This window comes from Pseudoalteromonas sp. (assembly GCF_036960685.1).
GTDB lineage: Bacteria > Pseudomonadota > Gammaproteobacteria > Enterobacterales > Alteromonadaceae > Pseudoalteromonas.
This window is the reverse complement of the sequence record NZ_JBALXK010000007.1, coordinates 1-16,393: the sequence shown is the minus strand read 5'-3', so window position 1 is coordinate 16,393 and position 16,393 is coordinate 1. Positions and strand designations below refer to the sequence as shown.

The following is a 16,393-nucleotide window of genomic DNA, read 5'->3' as shown; positions in this document are numbered from 1 at the left end:
TGAGTTTGAAAATGTAAGCGGCTTTTATAGCAATTTATTCAACTTTTTGCCAGTAAAACCCGCGAAAACGCGCTAAATTAGTCACAATGTCTAATAAGTATTCATACACTGTTGCTTAAGCCTAGGCTAGGTAGTTGGCTATAAAACTGTTCACTTGATTGCCAGTCAAGGCGTTTTAGCACATGTTCAAAAATATGTGTTTGCCAGCTACTTTGTTTTGCGTCGGGCTGAAATACGTGAGTCACGATGAGCTTTATGGCAACCCATAGTTGCGCATGGGCAGATAAATGTTGTTTTTGTTGTTGCTCTGCATCCAATAGGGCTTGTGTCCAGGGATTATCACCTAGCAGCTCTAGTAAATAATCAGTTAGTTGTTCACTGTCGTAGGACGTTACACCAAATAGCCAAGCAAAAGGCATGCTTACATCACTTTTAAGCTGCTTCTCATACAAGGTTTTACGGCTAATAGAAGTACTACAATACTCAATCAGGTAATTCAAGTAGCCGTAAATTGGTAGAGCAAGATGCTCAAACTGATTATGTTTATCATGGCTTACCAGCAGGTTTAACAAGCGAATAATTGCTTGCAAGCGAAACTGTACGTGCTGCATCAGCGGGTGAGCTTGGTGATTTACTAGTTGCTTAAACAGTACTTGCTGAATAAGTGCTGGAGCATTATACAACCCAACCATTGATAAACAGTGACGTAAGTCTTTACCGGCTAAATGCTCTTTGTTGTAAGGTTTTACTGCTTCACGCAGTAACTCGACGGTTGCAGGATGATTATTAAGTAATTTGGCAAGTGCACTGTATGAATATTCTTGTTGTATTTTAACTTGGCTTATCAACATTAATAACTGCTGTTTTTCAACGTTATCTACTTCAACAGGTAATGCGAGATGCTCATTAAACCATACGCTGAATAATAATCGCTTATCTTGACTTGGACGTTGTTTTGAATTCACTGCTAATTGGGCTTTTACACTATACCATTTAGATTTGTGTTGCTCATTTAACGCAATTAACAAGTGACGTTGTCGAGAGTCCTCGCCAATATAAGTAAGTCGTTGCTCATTATAATGTACCAAAGAGCCTGGCAAGTAGCGGCCAAGATGAGCAATTAACGCTTTTAATGCCTGTTGAGCAAAAATGTTAGGTGTGCGGATATAAATATCAGCCACTGCTTTGTAAATATCAATATGATCATTTTGGCTACGATAAGTTATGTTCATCGCAATAATATTTGCCAATGCAACTAAGGTAGTGGGGCCATCGTAAATCATAATTTTTGGTGTACTTAACAGCGCCTGCTTATATTTATTTAAGCGCGATAAAATACCTGCAATATGCTCTGTTGGCACATTAGCCGATTGCAGTAACTTTACCGCTAGCTGATGACGCGATTGCCACTGCTTTTTTTCTTGTAGATTTAATGGTTGGCGTAGGGCCAATTTATTCGTTTGTATTTGCACACATAAATAATTGGTTAAACACACACAAATAAGAAGTTGTGTAACTTTACTATCGTAGCCTAACGAACGGCACAAAGCACTGATTATAACACATTGATTAACGACTAAATTTGTTGTGTAACCGTGGGTATCGAGATATAGAGTCAGCTGCGCTTGCATTGCATTTGGATGCGAATAATAGAGTTTATAATACTGCTCAGCGAGTTGACTCAAAAGCGGATAAATCTGTGGCCATTGGCTTTTGTTATGATAAAACCGTAACACTTGATGAGTTTTTTCAAAAAGGCTAGCAAGATCGCGTGCGCAGGGATTATCCATAGTTAATCAATTATCCGTGTTGCTCGTATACATCAAATGCACTGGGTCCCCATAAAATTAATTCACCATTTTTAAACAGTAAACCAGTGCATTCGTCCATTGTCGTGATCCCATCTGACTTAACATGTTGTGTACGGTAAAAAATAATTTGCCATACTTGTTCATTATCGCGTTTTGCGAAGGTGAGATCTGGGCTGCCTAAATACTCTAAAACAGTATTTAAAGTAGTTGGCGTTTCTATACTTAACTTAGCGATATAACGTTTATTGAATGCTTCTCGGTCTTGCCAGATCATCGCCTCTGGATCATCTTTATAAAAAGTGATAACTAAGGTAGCGATCAAGGCATATACACCTAAACCTAATATGAGATAGCGAAAAACTTTCTTAAACATTTTACACTCTTGCACTGAGACTTAAATTGAGTATACGCATAGTTCAAATTCAGTGCTATGAGAATGCGATTAATTGAGTCTTAACTGCTTTAAACTAAAGCCTAAATTAATATCTGTACGTAAAGCAACCAAATGTTTAGAGGTAATATAGTCAGCCATACCTACAGCTAACTTTTTGCGTACGGCAGGGGACAATGACTCATCTTCAACAGCTTGTGTAATATCCGTATGTTTGCTGATAATTTCTATGGCTGTTTTAGTGCCTATACCTTTAATACCTGGAATATCATTGGTTTTATCACCAGCCATGGCCCAAAAATCTATTAATCTTGATTGCTCAACACCAAAACGTTGTTCGATTGATGCATAATCTAAATAGTCTTTTTTAAAATAGTCATACACATTGATATAACTATTTATGCTAGGTAAAAAGCCCTTATCGGTAGAAACAATAGTGCAATACAAGCTATTTTCAGCCATTTTATGAGCCAAGGTTGCAATGATGTCATCAGCTTCATCATTGACTGGCGCAAACACCACAATACCAGTTTGTTCAATCGCTTGTTTAAACTTATCCAATGCGTTTTTTAGTGTTGTTGGCATCGGTGCACGGCTACTTTTATACTGTGCGTAATAATGATAACGCCAGCTTTTATCGCCATCAAATACAGCAACTGCATGACTTGCTTGAGTGATTTTGATGAGTTTTTCACAGGCATGAGCAACCCGCGCGCAACAAGTATTAATCATTTGCTCATCACTGCCTTTATTTTGATTACTATCAACTGCATAAATGCGCCTAATTAAATTAAGCGCATCTATTAAAAGTAACTGACCTGACACAACTATATTAACCCTTATGCTTTAACTTCATAACATGGTACATATTTACTGCCGGGAAGCTTCATTCTTCCTTGCTCAACAAACGCTTGTAGCAGGGTATCCATGGCTTTCATTAAGGCCGGCTCGCCACTGATCACAAATCGACCATGCTGTTTAATGGCTTGAATACCTTCGTCTTTTACATTACCGGCAACAATCCCGGAAAATGCGCGACGCAGGTTAGCGGCAAGCAATTGCTTCTCTTGATCTAAATGCAGATCAAGTCCTGCCATGTTTTCATGGGTGGGGGCAAAGGGCTTTTGAAATTCATTAGCGATTTTTAATGTCCAATTAAAGTAATAAGCATCACCTTGGCTTTTACGATAATCGCGAACATTAGCCATTGCTGATTTTAGCTTGATACCGACCAGTTCAGGATTATCAATAATCACTTCAAATTTATCGAGGGCTTCTTTGCCAAGCGTCATTTCAACAAACTGACATAGCTCAATAAAATAGTTTTCACTTTCTTTAGGCCCAGTTAAAATAACCGGTAATGACTGCTTGGCGTTATCTGGATGCAGTAAAATACCTAATAAATATAATAATTCTTCAGCGGTACCTGCGCCGCCAGGGAAAATAATAATGGCATGAGCAGTACGCACAAAAGCTTCAAGGCGTTTTTCAATATCGGGAAGAATAACCAGTTCATTGACTATTGGATTCGGTGGCTCAGCGGCAATAATACTGGGCTCAGTAAGGCCTAAATAGCGGTTGTTGGTATTACGTTGCTTTGCATGGCCAATTGTTGCACCTTTCATTGGGCCTTTCATTGCGCCCGGGCCGCAACCAGTACAAATATTTAAGCCGCGCAGCCCTAATTCATAACCGACTTGTTTTGTGTATTTATATTCAACTTCATTGATTGAATGACCGCCCCAACAAACAATCATACTGGGATCGCTGTTAACGCGCAGAGCCGCGGCGTTGCGCAGCATGTCAAACACCATATGGGTAATGGCTTTTTGCTCGCTTAGATCTTTTTCATACTTTTGACAAATAAATAAAATATCACGAATTACTGAGAAAATGTGCTCGTGAATACCGGTGATAATTTCACCATCTACAAACGCGGTTGTAGGTGGATTGAGTAGCTCAATTTTAATGCCGCGTTCACGGCTGAGTAGACGAATGTCAAAATCTTCGTATTTGTTGTAAATTTCTGAGCTTGAATCTGTGTGGCTTCCCACATTAAGAACAGCGAGTGCACAATTTCTGAATAACTTATAACGCTCACTGGTGGACGATTGCTCTAATAAATCAACTTCAAGTTGCGACAGTAAATCTAACACACCTGTCGGGTTTAACTGTATTAACATAGGCATTCTCCTTGCTTTTAGAAGCAGTGGGGCGGTCGCTTTTATTTATTGATACATAAACGGTCACGACCGGTATTTTTTGCTTTGTAGAGAGCATCATCAGCGCGGTCAAAAGCACTCAATGGCGTGTCGCCTTTTTTAAATTGAGTAGCGCCGATAGAAATTGTTATCTCTACTTGTTTATCTTTGAACTTAAACGGAATTCCTTTCACCGCTTTTCTTAACTTTTCAAGAGGTTGGCTGGCGTATTCTAAAGACATGCCTGGCATTAACAACACAAATTCTTCACCGCCGTAGCGGGCTATAAAGTCTGATTTACGGATTGACATTTGTAGTGCTTTAGCGATCACTTGCAGTGTTTTATCGCCTGCGCTGTGGCCGTATTTATCATTAATCGATTTAAAGTGATCAACATCAATAACAACTAATGTAACATCTGACTCTTGTACTGCAAATAAATGAAATTCGTGATTAAAGCGCTCATCAAACGCAGCTCGATTCGGTAATTTTGTTAAGCTATCAAGTAAGCTTTTAAAACGCTGCTCATGTAAGCGTTTTTTATATTTAGATAACTTTGCTTCAAGGCTATTGATACGTTGATTGATCCCTTGGAAATTGTTTAATAACATTTCACGATCTTTTTGTTCAAGGCGTTCTTTTTCAATTAAGTCTTGGCTTAACGATTTTAATTCGTTATCAACGAGTGTTTTTAATACTGAAATTGACGTGGCATTTTGGGTTTGTATCGTTAGATTACTAATTTTACCTTCAATACGCTTATTGAGTGCATCAAACTCAGCGCCCATCGCTTCAGAGTGCTTACTGGTAGCGACAATTGAATGATGTAGCTCTTCAAGAGTTTGATTTAATGAAACTAAAAAGCTTTGCGCAGATTGACGTTCTTTACTGATATTACCGGCAATAATTTTAATAATATCAATTGCAGCCGCTAATAAATCGTCGACTGAATCAGTTTCAGAGATGTTATTTTTAATTGTTTTGACTAGATCTGCAGCTTCATCTTCAAATACTAAATCATTTGCTAAATTAAGCAGTTCTTTAGCAAGAGCTGGCTGCATCGGTGCTTGTTCAGTCGCTGGCAAAGTAAGTTTTACTTGCAATGCCTGATGGTAAATCGTCACCAAACGATTAAGCAGCGGAATAAAATCTCGAGTAGATTGGACGTTATTCAGTTCATGATCGAGTAAATGCCGTAAAGTCCTGCGCGCATCATCGGGTAAGCCTTTGGTTTTTTGCAGTAACTTGCCTGCCTCAAGCACACTATTGTGTAGTTCGCGCTGATGCGTTGCTTGTTGAGCTTCTTGGCTTTTTAATAACGCAAGAATGTCATCAATTAACGGGGCAAATATTTCAAAGTCGACACCTTTTGTTAAGGCGCTACGAAATTTTGCTAAGCGGTTATCAAGCTCGATATCCATACCTTTACAACTTAACGATAGCTTTGCGGCAAAGTTACTAAGCGTGTCTACTTGATGTTTTCGTGCATGTTCAATCACCATGCGAGTATCAATGGCTTGTTTAAGTTTTTTGTTTAAAACTTCGAGCTGTTGTGACACTAAGAGTTACCGCCATTGATTAAAACTTTTTTATTGCTCTAAGTTTACAACAAAATTTGCACAAATGTAGTTACTAAGTCAAAAACTTAGCATTTGGTGATGATTTTTATTCATCGAACCTATCTGGGCGTGAATTTATCGCTTTTAATTCACATTTCACATCATCGTTGTTAGGCTCAAGCACAATAAAGTCACTGGATATAAGAATTAAGAACCGTTATGAAAAAGTTTTTAGCGTTGTCGGTATTAGCCGCATTATCTCAATCGGTTTGGGCCGATGTTAATTATTCACTTGCTGTTACTCAACCTGAGCACCATTTGGGCAATGTCAGTGTTGAGTTTCCGCAAACTGCGCAGGCACATCTTGATGTAAAATTACCAGCTTGGCGTACCGGCCGTTATGAAATTTTAAACCTTGCCAACGGGGTGCGCTATTTTGAGGCTAAAGATGAGAATGGCAAAGCACTACAATGGGAAAAAGTGGATGCCAGCACTTGGCGTGTTCACCTAGATGAGCCAACAGAAGTAAACATAGATTACCAAGTTTATGCTAATGAGCTTGGCAAGCGTGCTCGTCACATCGATGATAGCCATGCCTTTATAGATGCATCGGGCTTTTTTATGTTCAGTGAATCATTTCGACAAGAGCCCGTTACCGTTAAGCTTGATGTGCCAAAGGCATGGCGCTCAGTGTCTGGTATGGACAATGCAGGATCAAAACATAGTTTTAAAGCCGCCGATTACGACATATTAGTCGATTCTCCTATTGAAACGGGTATTAACGAGCACCATACATTTGCAGTAGATGGGCGAGATTATGAACTAGTGATTTGGGGCGAAGGTAATTACGATGTTGATCAAATGCTTACGGATCTTAAAAAGCTTGTAACTACCGGCAGTATTATTTGGGATGATTACCCATACCAGCGTTATGTATTTATGGTGCACGCTACATCGGGTGCTGGTGGCGCTACAGAGCACATAAACTCGACTATTATTCAACGTCCAAGGGATCGTTTTGGTTCGCGTGAAGACTACCTTGCGTTCATTAGCACCGCAGCCCACGAATTTATTCATACTTGGAATGTAAAAGCATATAGACCAGAAGGTCTAGTACCCTACGATTATACACATATGAATTTTGATAAGTTGCTGTGGATTGCTGAAGGTTCAACCAGCTACTTTGAAGATCACCTCATGGTGCGTTCAGGTATTTCAACTACGGATGAGTTCCTTAAAACCTTAACGAAAACTGTTAATCGTCATTTATTAACACCGGGGCGTGAAGTACAAAGTGCCACAGCAACTAGCTTTGATAAGTGGATTGGTCAAGGCGGTGATCATGCGCGTAACTACAGTACCAATATTTATTTAGAAGGGGCGCTGATCTCAATGGCCCTTGATATTGATTTACTTGAAAAAAGCCAAGGCAAACAAAGCTACCGCGATGTACACCGTGCTTTATACAGTCAATATAAAATGCCTCACGGTTTTAGTGCTAATGATGTTAAGACCATCTTAAAAGACTTAACAGGGCGTGATTACAGCCAATGGTGGGCAACGAATGTTGATGCACCAGCTGCTATCGATTTTGATGCTTTGTTTGCAAAAGTGGGTTTAGAGTTAGTACGTCCTAAAGGTGCTAAAGCGGTTGCCAGTATTGATGCTGTAGCAAAAAATAGCGGTGAGTTACTCACCTTAACGCATGTAAGACGTGATGGAGCTGCATGGCAGGCAGGTTTAACTACTGATGATAAAATTGTCGCTATTAATAAAAAGCATGTTGGCAAAGATTTAACATCAAGCTTAGAAACCTTCAAAGCAGGCGATAAAGTGACCATAGATTTTATCCGCCGTGATGTGCTACAAAGCAGCACTTTAGTGCTCAGTGAAGACTTTGATAAAGACAAAAAGCTGGTTGCCAATAAAGATGCAACAACACAACAAATGGCGTTATTTAAAGCATGGATGGGTGTTGAGCACCCAAATCTAGCTAAAAAATAACGGCTGTTTTATTTTTAAAAGTTATGAGTAAAAAGGAGCAGTGGCTCCTTTTTTATTGTTTGAAGATAATGTACTTCGCTTAGTGTGTTTAATAAATGCAGCCGTGGCAAAGTGATTATTAATAGCACTGCTTAATTGCTGAACTTTTCGTGTTAAAAATGATTTTTTAACACGCACTGCACTGCGCGATTTTATATCACTGACCTGCTCACAGTTTTGAGCAAAGGGATAGGGCAGTAACGAATAGCCTGCTACCTGTGTTTCCCATATATGCTGTAAATCACAATCAACAGGGCGGCCAAATGTGTCTGTAGCCGCTAATAATTGTTTGGCGCCTTGATAACTAATAGCAGTCGCACAACAGCCTGTCATCAATTTTTTATGAATGACTAGCTGCTGCTCATGCTGCAAAGGAACTTGGTAGGCAATAGGCCTAGTCCGGTTTTGATAAGCAGAGAGTTTTATCATCTGCCAATCAAAGGGGAGTTGTTCAATGTTTTTGATAGTATTACTGAGATCATTTTCTAAGATAAAGTCATCTTCGAGCACAATTGCGTAATCAAGCTGCCTTTCAACGATTGTTTGCCACGCTTTTTGATGACTTAAATAACAGCCTATTTGCCCAGCACTCAGCGGGTAGTGGTATTTTTGCTTATTAAGGCTAGCGCTATAATGACTGTTTAGCTGCGCATGGCTAAGTGTTGCGCCATCAACTGCATCGATACGCTCAAAGCTAAGTCCATGTGCGGCTAATTGTTGTTGACTGTTCGCTAATCGCTCAGGGGAGCGAATTAGGTTTATCACAAAAATTGAAGGCATAACGGGCTACGTTTTTAGTAATAGTAAGTAAACCATAATCATCAATGATGACAATTTGATTGCACAGGTTTACTTACCCGATGAGCATGGGTTTTAAGTTTATATATTTTGTTACATTATAACGCTTATATTAATCGCAGAAAGATTGACCCTCACCTGTGTTGCCGCGTAACCTGTTATAGAAACAATAAAAAGGATTAAAAAATGCGTTTAAAACCTCTAATAGCAACACTTGCTATTGCAGCCTCGGGCAGCTCATTTGCTGATGAAGGTATGTGGCAACCACATCAATTGCCAGCTCTAGAATCAATTCTTAAAGCCAAAGGGCTGGAAATCGATGCTAAATCTATTTCTAAATTAACTGAGTTTCCAATGAATGCAGTGATAAGCCTCGGTGGCTGTACTGCGTCATTTGTATCGCCAAAAGGCCTTGTTGTTACTAATCATCACTGCGCTTATGGCTCTATACAATATAACTCAACACCAGAAAATAATATTTTAGAAAACGGCTTTTTGGCAAAAACACCTGCTGAAGATTTACCCGCCGCACCAGGCTCTCGTGTATACGTGACAGAAACCGTCACCGATGTGACCGACAAGGTGATAAAAGGGACTGAAAAGCTCAGCGCCAAAGCACGTTATGATGCCCTTGAGAAAAACGAAAAAGCGCTAGTCGCCGAGTGTGAAGCTGATAAAAACTACCGCTGTAATGTCTATTCATTTCACGGTGGCTTAGAATTTTATTTAATTAAATCGTTGGAAATTAAGGATGTACGCTTAGCGTACGCACCGGCGATGGGCGTAGGTAAATATGGCGGTGATATAGATAACTGGATGTGGCCGCGTCACACAGGTGATTTTTCTTTCTATCGTGCGTACGTAGGTAAAGATGGCAAACCGGCTGAATTTAGCGAAGATAACGTTCCATATGTGCCAGATTCATACCTCAGTGTAAGCGCTAAAGGCGTGCAAGAGGGCGACTTTGTTATGGTGACAGGCTACCCAGGGCGAACTAACCGTTACCGTATTGCCGCTGAAGTTGATTATGTATTTAACGAAGCTTACCCAAAATCGCGTGAGCATAATTCAAAATATGTGTCTTTGATTGAAGAAAACTCAGAAGACGGTAGCAAAGCACGCATTGCTTATGAAAGCACGATAGCGGGTTACAATAACTACATTAAAAACTACGGTTCAATGATAGAAAGCTTTAACAAGGGTACTATGTATGAGCGTAAAAAACAGTTTGAACAAGATTTAACAACTTGGATAAACAGCGACCGTAAGCGTAAAAAACAATATGGCACAGTGTTAAATGACTTATCAACGCTGGTGGCTCAATCGCAGCAGCATAACCAACGTGATCGTATGCTAGGTTATGTGCACCGCTCACAAATGATCAGCACTGCTATCAGTTTGTATCGCCTTGCCTATGAGCAACAAAAACCGGATAGCGAGCGTGAATCAGGTTATCAAGAGCGTGATTTACCGCGCATTGAAGCCGGTTTAAAACGTATGACACGTCGTTTTGATACAAGTGTTGATAAAGCAATTTTACTGCATTTTTTAGAGCTATACGCAGCCTTGCCAAAGCAAGAGCGCTTTGCAGAAGTTGATAAAGTCTTTAAGCTAGAAAATGGTTTTGATACTGCGAAGCACAGCGCATTGCTAGATAAAATGTATGCAAATTCAACACTTAATGATGAAGAGGTTCGCATCGCATTATCTCAGCAAGCATTTGCGGAACTTGAGCAAAATCAAGACCCATTCATTCAATACGCAAAAGCAATTTTTGCAGTAATGAAAGCTGAGGAAGACAAAAACAAAGCACTTGCAGGTAAATTACAAGCGGCGCGTCCACAGCTAATGAGTGCCATCATAGCGTTTAATGAAGCACAAAATAAACCTGTATATGCCGATGCTAACAGTACATTACGAGTAACGTATGGCACTGTAGGTGGTTATTCTCCACAAGATGGCTTAGTGGCAACACCATTCACAACATTGGAAGGATTACTTGCTAAAAATACCAATGTTGAACCATTCAATGCGCCTGAAAATCTACAAAAACAGATCAAAACAAAACTGTATGGCGATTACACCGGTGGTATGAATACTGTGCCGGTTAATTTCTTATCGAATGTGGATACCACCGGCGGTAACTCAGGCTCACCAACGCTTAACGGTAAAGCTGAACTGGTAGGTTTATTGTTTGATGGTGTTTACGAAAGTATCATTGGTGATTGGGATTATAACCCTGCACTTAATCGTTCAATTCACGTTGACTCACGTTACATGCTGTGGGTGATGGATAAAGTAGATAACGCACAAAACTTATTAGACGAAATGAAAATCGTAAAATAAGTTATAAGAAAATCAATAGGGCGCTCAGAGTAGCGTCCTTTTTTCCTTTATAAATTATACCAATCGACTTAAATATCTCAATTATTAAGGTAATAATAAAGATTAGCAGGAGAAGCCAGCGTCGTTTTATAATATGAGTTACACTCTTTAGCCTTTTCTCGGTGTTGCTAAGATCGCTTGTTTTTCGCTATCCGATAAAATAATCCAATCAAAAATTTCATCACTGGTTCGGCCACATCCTTCGCAAATACCTTTACGACGATCGCATTGCCCAATGCAGTCGGTTTTATATGCAGATGTTGGTTTTTTAATTTTCTTTGTTGCCATAATGGGACTGTTCGCTGTACTTTTGAAAGAGTCTGAGGTTTACTAGCATTACTATTTATAAAAGGATTAGGTAATGAAATTATTCTTTATAGTCTGCTTGAGCTTAGTAACTAGCTTGGCAAACGCAAAAGATTATAGCAGTTTGTATGAAAAACTCGACCAATCAGTGGTGGTTATTTATGCCGATACCGACTTACAGCGAATTGAAAATGATCGCGCAGTAAAAACCACCTCAAGTAGTTTAGGCACAGGCTCCATTATTAATGATGAAGGGCTTATTTTAACCGCAGCACATGTAGTAAATGATGCGGATGAGTTAACTGTAGATGTACCAAACCGTGGTCACTTTAAAGCGAAAGTACTGGCCAGTTATGCACCTGCTGATATTGCGCTTATTAAATTGATCAGTAAAGAGGCTGATTTTAAAGCCATTAAAATAGCGGACTCAGATAAAACAAGCATTGGTGAGGAAGTGTTTATTATTGGTACTCCTTATGGTTTGAGCCATACCTTAACGGTCGGGCATTTAAGTGGTCGGCGTATTCACCCAAGTAGTGATGAAGATCTGAAATTAGAATTCTTGCAAACCGATGCAGCTATTAATCAGGGCAATTCTGGCGGCCCTATGTTCAACCAAAAAGGGCAGCTGATAGGTGTTGTAAGTTATATACAAACACAATCTGGCGGTAATGAAGGCTTAGGTTTTGCAGCCAGTAGTAACCTTGTTAAACAAATGCTGATAGAGCGCCCGACTATTTGGTTTGGTACCCACTATACAACGCTACCCAGTGGTATTACTGCAGCGTTAAACATTCCACAACGTTCAGGTTTATTAATCGAGCGAGTATCTAAGCAAAGTTTTGCTGATCAAGTCGGTTTAAAAGGGGGCTTAATACAGGCTGTTATTCAAGGGCAACCTTTGACAATTGGTGGTGATGTGATTTTAGCGGTAGGGCCGCATGCGATCACTGGGGAAAAAACTAATATTGAGCTTATCACCAGTTATATTAAAGGGCTTAAAGCCGGTACGCCGATAGAATTCACTTTAATGCGAGCAGGGCACATAATTAAGCTATCAGCACCCAAACCTGCTACCCAGATAAAGTTGCTCTAAACAGCTGACTTTCATGACTAATTTAGTGTAAACAAAAGGCCAACAATTATGTTGGCCTTTTGCTGTTAAGTCGTTTGACTGTAAAAATGAATCTATCTATTTCCCTGCGACAGGCTTGCCAATTTCTAATGACGTTGACCAAGGTGTTGAACGCGATAACGTTTTACCGGTATGAATTGAGATCACAGGCGTTGATTCATCAAGTACGAAGGTAGTACGTAATGACTCTGCTGATTCTTTTTGTTGCTCATGCCAATTATTTGCAGCTAAACACTCACGGGTAAAATCAACCGCTTTTTGATGAATTGCAACCGCTTGCGTTTGTTCTTTATAATTATCTTGGCAACGGTAGGTTACAGTATCCGCATCCAGTGCAGTGATTTGGCACTGATCGCCCACTAAATTATATTTAGCCGTCCACGTTTCCATGTATTTAGTGTTAACACGGGTGCGTTTTAAACCTTCAAAGCGTTTATCGTAAGAGGCTAATAGCCCATTGATTTTTTCACAAGGCGTAAGATTATCAATTTGTGCTTTTTGCTCAGGCGCCATTGACGTACAGCCAGCTAAAATAACACCGCTAAATAATACCGTTAAAGATTTTTTCATAGTGCGCTATCCTTTTGTAATAGCTAATCCTTCGAAGTTCCTTAAAGGATACCTAAGGGCTTGAAAAAATGCTATTAAAGACTAAAAAAATAACGCCATAAATTATAAGTTTTGTTTAGGCACATTGTTTACTGTAACAGAGCCAGAGCCATCGGATAACAAAGTAAAGCTTGCTGCTTTATCAACAGTGATACCGCCTGAACCATCAGAAATACTGACATCGCCCTGAATATTTTTCACATTAATATTGCCAGAGCCATCACTAATCTTTACGTTCTTCTCACTATTTACAAGCTCAATACTTCCTGAGCCGTCCTGAATATTCACATTTCCAGAAATATTGCGCGCCTCAATTGTTCCAGAGCCATCTTCTATGTTCAGGTCCCCTGTAATATTACGCAGTTGTATTTCACCAGAGCCATCGAGAATTTTTGTTGCAGCCGTATTCTCAATTAAAATCGCGCCTGAGCCGTCGGTAATATCCAGGCTAAATGTTTTCGGTAATGCTACCGTTAAGTCAATGCGTGTTTGCTGGTCATTATTACTATTACAATTATTTGCAGTGAGCTGCGCTGTTGTGCCTTCGTTAGCTAAATTAAGGCAATAATTGTCGTGCGCTTCATATTGGTAAATTTCAGCTTTTACAGTGATTGCAGCTGTATCAGTGCCAACAATATTTAAAAAACCAGCGCCAGCCTCGACATTTAAAGCCGTTAGCGACTGCGCATCAAGTGTCAGCTGTTTTGTATCCTGCAATGTCATATCGTTATTCCAAGCCAATGTTTGAGCTGATAGTAATGCTGCGCCGATCAGTGTGAGTCGAGTGAATGTGTTAGTCATTATTATTCCTTTTCATTTTTGTGGTGTTGTTAGTTTAGTCGCAAAAGCGATTGAAAAGGTTTAAATGGAGAGGGTTATTTTGTTAACTACTCTTTATGTGTGCTTAAAAGCACAGCGATTCTTGGCTCTTTGTGAGTAATTAATTTACTTAACGCTCTTTCAAACAAGGCGCTGAGCAAGGCCCAGCGCGTGTGGCTAATTATTTATGGCGGCCTTGCAAACATGCTACAACATCTTGCAGCTCAAGGCCTTGGCGCTGTAGTAACACGATTAGATGATATAACAAATCGGCAGATTCGTTAGTCAGTTCCTCGTTATCATGCTTCATCGCGGCAAGGGCGACTTCAACGCCTTCTTCACCCACTTTTTGGCAGCTGCGGCTTAAATCTTTGGCAAATAATGACGCTGTGTAACTTTGTTCAGGATCGTCGTTTTTACGCTCAACAATCACTTGCTCAAGCTGGGCTAAAAAGCTTAAGGCAGGTTTTGCAGCATCGCCAAAACAGCTTTGCGTGCCTAAGTGACAGGTTGGGCCAAGCGGCTTAGCGAGCACTAAAATTGAGTCATAGTCACAATCTGTATGCACCGATACCACCTCTAAATAATTTTCAGAGGTTTCGCCTTTGGTCCATAAACGGCTTTTTGAACGCGAATAGAATGTCACTTTTTGCTTATCAAAAGTCACTTCCAGTGATTCTTGATTCATAAAGCCTTGCATTAAAATAACGCCAGTACGGGCATCTTGCACAATCGCGGGGATCAATTCGCTTTTAGCAAAATCAACTTGAGTGAGGTTTTGTTTAGTTAGTTGCATAGTCGCGCCGCCACTTGGTTATCTAGTAAATATTGTTTTAATTCGCCGATATTAATCACATTTTTATGAAATACACTGGCTGCTAATGCGCCATCAACTTGGCTTTGCTTAAATACATCAACAAAATCTTGCATGGTGCCAGCACCGCCTGAGGCGATCAGGGGAATATCACACAACGCACGAATTTTAGATAACTGTTGATTATCGTAACCATTACGTACGCCGTCTTGGTTCATGCAATTTAGTACGATTTCACCTGCGCCTAAGTCTTGCACGCGCTTAACCCATTCTTCGGTTTTGTAACGCGTACGGCTTGATGCATTAGGATCGCCGGTAAGTTGATACACTAAGTATTCACCGGTAGTTTCGTCATAAAAGCTATCAATACCGACCACCACACATTGCTTACCAAACTCATCGTGTAGCTCTTTGATAAGCTCTGGGCGAGCAATAGCGGGGCTGTTAATGCTGATCTTATCCGCGCCGCGTTCAAGTACGCGCGCTGCATCGGCTACAGATTTAATTCCACCGGCTACACAAAACGGAATATCAATATGACGAGCTATGCTTTCAACCCAATTTACATCGAGTAGGCGTTTTTCAACGCTTGCGCTAATTTCATAAAAAACCAATTCGTCTGCGCCAGCTTCACTGTAAGCTTGCGCAAGCGTTAAAATATCACCAACAATTTCGTGACCTTTAAATTTTACGCCTTTCACTACTTGGCCGTCTTTTACGTCTAAGCATGGGATTATGCGTTTTGATAACATGCTAACGCCTCCTCAACATTAAATGCGCCATCAAGTAGTGACTTACCTAAAATAACGCCGCCAACGCCCAGCTCTTTGAGCTTTTTAATGTCATCAAGCGAGCTTACGCCACCTGAGGCTTGAACTTTTATATCGCTGTTGTGGTTAGCTAAATCTTGGTACAGTGCAAATGAAGGGCCGGTCATGGTGCCGTCTTTACTGATGTCCGTACATAGGAAATCAATCACACCCAATGCTACATAAAAATCGATGAGTTCAAATAAGCCAAATTCTGATTCACTTAACCAGCCGTGTGTCGCAGGCACCCAGCCATCGTCGGTTTTATTAACGTCAAGCGCAATCACAAAGTGTTTAGCACCAAATTTCTCAATCCAGCCTTTTACTTCATCACGTTTTTCAACTGCCATAGAGCCAATCACAACTTGGTTGGCACCGGCTTTAAGCCAGTCGCTTACGTCTTGTTCTGTGCGAATACCGCCACCAACTTGATACGGTACGTTAAGTGCTCTGGTGGCCGCTTGAATGTGCTGCCATTGCTTTTTGCTTGGATCGCGTGCGCCTTCTAAATCAACCAAGTGCAATTTACCTGCGCCACTTTGTGCATATTCTTGTAATCGTGCGCCAAGCTCAAACGGGTAAAATTGTGCTGTGTCGTATTTACCTTGATATAAACGCACGATCTGATTTTGTAATACATCTAATGCTGGAATAATCACGTTAAATTCTCTTTAATTTTGTTTGCAAGCAGCTTATAGCTGCCAGTCTAAAAA

The 16,393-nt window shown here is 40.2% G+C and carries 15 protein-coding genes; 3 read left to right on the top strand and 12 right to left on the bottom strand.

Features of this window, described 5'->3' with window-relative positions; all coding sequences use genetic code 11:
* Nucleotides 1–101: 101 nt before the first annotated feature.
* From V7783_RS07840 to V7783_RS07820, 5 genes are all read right to left on the bottom strand, one after another.
* Nucleotides 102–1,790, bottom strand: coding sequence for a hypothetical protein (locus V7783_RS07840; protein WP_335678238.1), 1,689 nt, complete (start codon nucleotides 1,788–1,790; stop codon nucleotides 102–104).
* A 10-nt stretch (nucleotides 1,791–1,800) separates the two neighbouring features.
* The gene (locus tag V7783_RS07835) at nucleotides 1,801–2,184 is read right to left on the bottom strand and encodes a DUF3192 domain-containing protein (RefSeq protein ID WP_335678237.1); all 384 of its coding nucleotides are present in this window, start codon (nucleotides 2,182–2,184) and stop codon (nucleotides 1,801–1,803) included.
* A 69-nt stretch (nucleotides 2,185–2,253) separates the two neighbouring features.
* A complete protein-coding gene (xni, locus tag V7783_RS07830; RefSeq protein ID WP_335678236.1) occupies nucleotides 2,254–3,027 on the bottom strand; it encodes a flap endonuclease Xni in 774 nt (257 codons plus the stop codon).
* Between the two features lie 14 nt (nucleotides 3,028–3,041).
* Nucleotides 3,042–4,385: a nucleotide 5'-monophosphate nucleosidase PpnN gene (gene ppnN, locus V7783_RS07825; RefSeq protein WP_335678235.1), complete on the bottom strand. Its 1,344-nt coding sequence runs from the start codon at nucleotides 4,383–4,385 to the stop codon at nucleotides 3,042–3,044.
* Nucleotides 4,386–4,426: 41 nt separating this feature from the next.
* Nucleotides 4,427–5,905, bottom strand: a complete 1,479-nt coding sequence (locus V7783_RS07820; protein WP_442961355.1) for a GGDEF domain-containing protein — start codon at nucleotides 5,903–5,905, stop codon at nucleotides 4,427–4,429.
* A 276-nt stretch (nucleotides 5,906–6,181) separates the two neighbouring features.
* Between V7783_RS07820 and V7783_RS07815 the strand changes: the two genes are divergently transcribed.
* Entirely contained in the window at nucleotides 6,182–7,966 is a 1,785-nt protein-coding gene (locus V7783_RS07815; protein WP_335678233.1) for a M61 family metallopeptidase, read from the top strand.
* Between the two features lie 21 nt (nucleotides 7,967–7,987).
* Here V7783_RS07815 and V7783_RS07810 read toward each other — a convergent pair whose 3' ends face one another.
* On the bottom strand, nucleotides 7,988–8,785 hold the full coding sequence (locus tag V7783_RS07810) for a glycosyltransferase family 25 protein (protein ID WP_335678232.1): 798 nt from the start codon (nucleotides 8,783–8,785) through the stop codon (nucleotides 7,988–7,990).
* Between the two features lie 204 nt (nucleotides 8,786–8,989).
* Between V7783_RS07810 and V7783_RS07805 the strand changes: the two genes are divergently transcribed.
* Nucleotides 8,990–11,149 (top strand): S46 family peptidase, encoded by a 2,160-nt coding sequence (locus tag V7783_RS07805; RefSeq protein WP_335678231.1) that lies wholly within the window; start codon nucleotides 8,990–8,992, stop codon nucleotides 11,147–11,149.
* A gap of 147 nt (nucleotides 11,150–11,296) precedes the next feature.
* Here the strand turns inward: V7783_RS07805 and V7783_RS07800 are convergent, their stop codons facing one another.
* On the bottom strand, nucleotides 11,297–11,476 hold the full coding sequence (locus tag V7783_RS07800) for a DUF1289 domain-containing protein (protein WP_157586616.1): 180 nt from the start codon (nucleotides 11,474–11,476) through the stop codon (nucleotides 11,297–11,299).
* Nucleotides 11,477–11,549: 73 nt separating this feature from the next.
* Between V7783_RS07800 and V7783_RS07795 the strand changes: the two genes are divergently transcribed.
* Nucleotides 11,550–12,590, top strand: a complete 1,041-nt coding sequence (locus tag V7783_RS07795; RefSeq protein WP_335678230.1) for a S1C family serine protease — start codon at nucleotides 11,550–11,552, stop codon at nucleotides 12,588–12,590.
* Between the two features lie 96 nt (nucleotides 12,591–12,686).
* Here V7783_RS07795 and V7783_RS07790 read toward each other — a convergent pair whose 3' ends face one another.
* From V7783_RS07790 to V7783_RS07770, 5 genes are all read right to left on the bottom strand, one after another.
* Nucleotides 12,687–13,199, bottom strand: a complete 513-nt coding sequence (locus tag V7783_RS07790) for a hypothetical protein (RefSeq protein ID WP_335678229.1) — start codon at nucleotides 13,197–13,199, stop codon at nucleotides 12,687–12,689.
* A gap of 102 nt (nucleotides 13,200–13,301) precedes the next feature.
* A complete protein-coding gene (locus tag V7783_RS07785) occupies nucleotides 13,302–14,039 on the bottom strand; it encodes a hypothetical protein (RefSeq protein WP_335678228.1) in 738 nt (245 codons plus the stop codon).
* Between the two features lie 199 nt (nucleotides 14,040–14,238).
* A complete protein-coding gene (hisIE, locus tag V7783_RS07780; protein ID WP_335678227.1) occupies nucleotides 14,239–14,853 on the bottom strand; it encodes a bifunctional phosphoribosyl-AMP cyclohydrolase/phosphoribosyl-ATP diphosphatase HisIE in 615 nt (204 codons plus the stop codon).
* The gene (hisF, locus tag V7783_RS07775) at nucleotides 14,844–15,623 is read right to left on the bottom strand and encodes an imidazole glycerol phosphate synthase subunit HisF (protein WP_335678226.1); all 780 of its coding nucleotides are present in this window, start codon (nucleotides 15,621–15,623) and stop codon (nucleotides 14,844–14,846) included. The genes hisIE and hisF overlap by 10 nt, the downstream gene beginning before the upstream one ends.
* Nucleotides 15,605–16,339, bottom strand: coding sequence for a 1-(5-phosphoribosyl)-5-[(5-phosphoribosylamino)methylideneamino] imidazole-4-carboxamide isomerase (locus tag V7783_RS07770; RefSeq protein WP_335678225.1), 735 nt, complete (start codon nucleotides 16,337–16,339; stop codon nucleotides 15,605–15,607). The genes hisF and V7783_RS07770 overlap by 19 nt, the downstream gene beginning before the upstream one ends.
* Nucleotides 16,340–16,393: the final 54 nt, after the last annotated feature.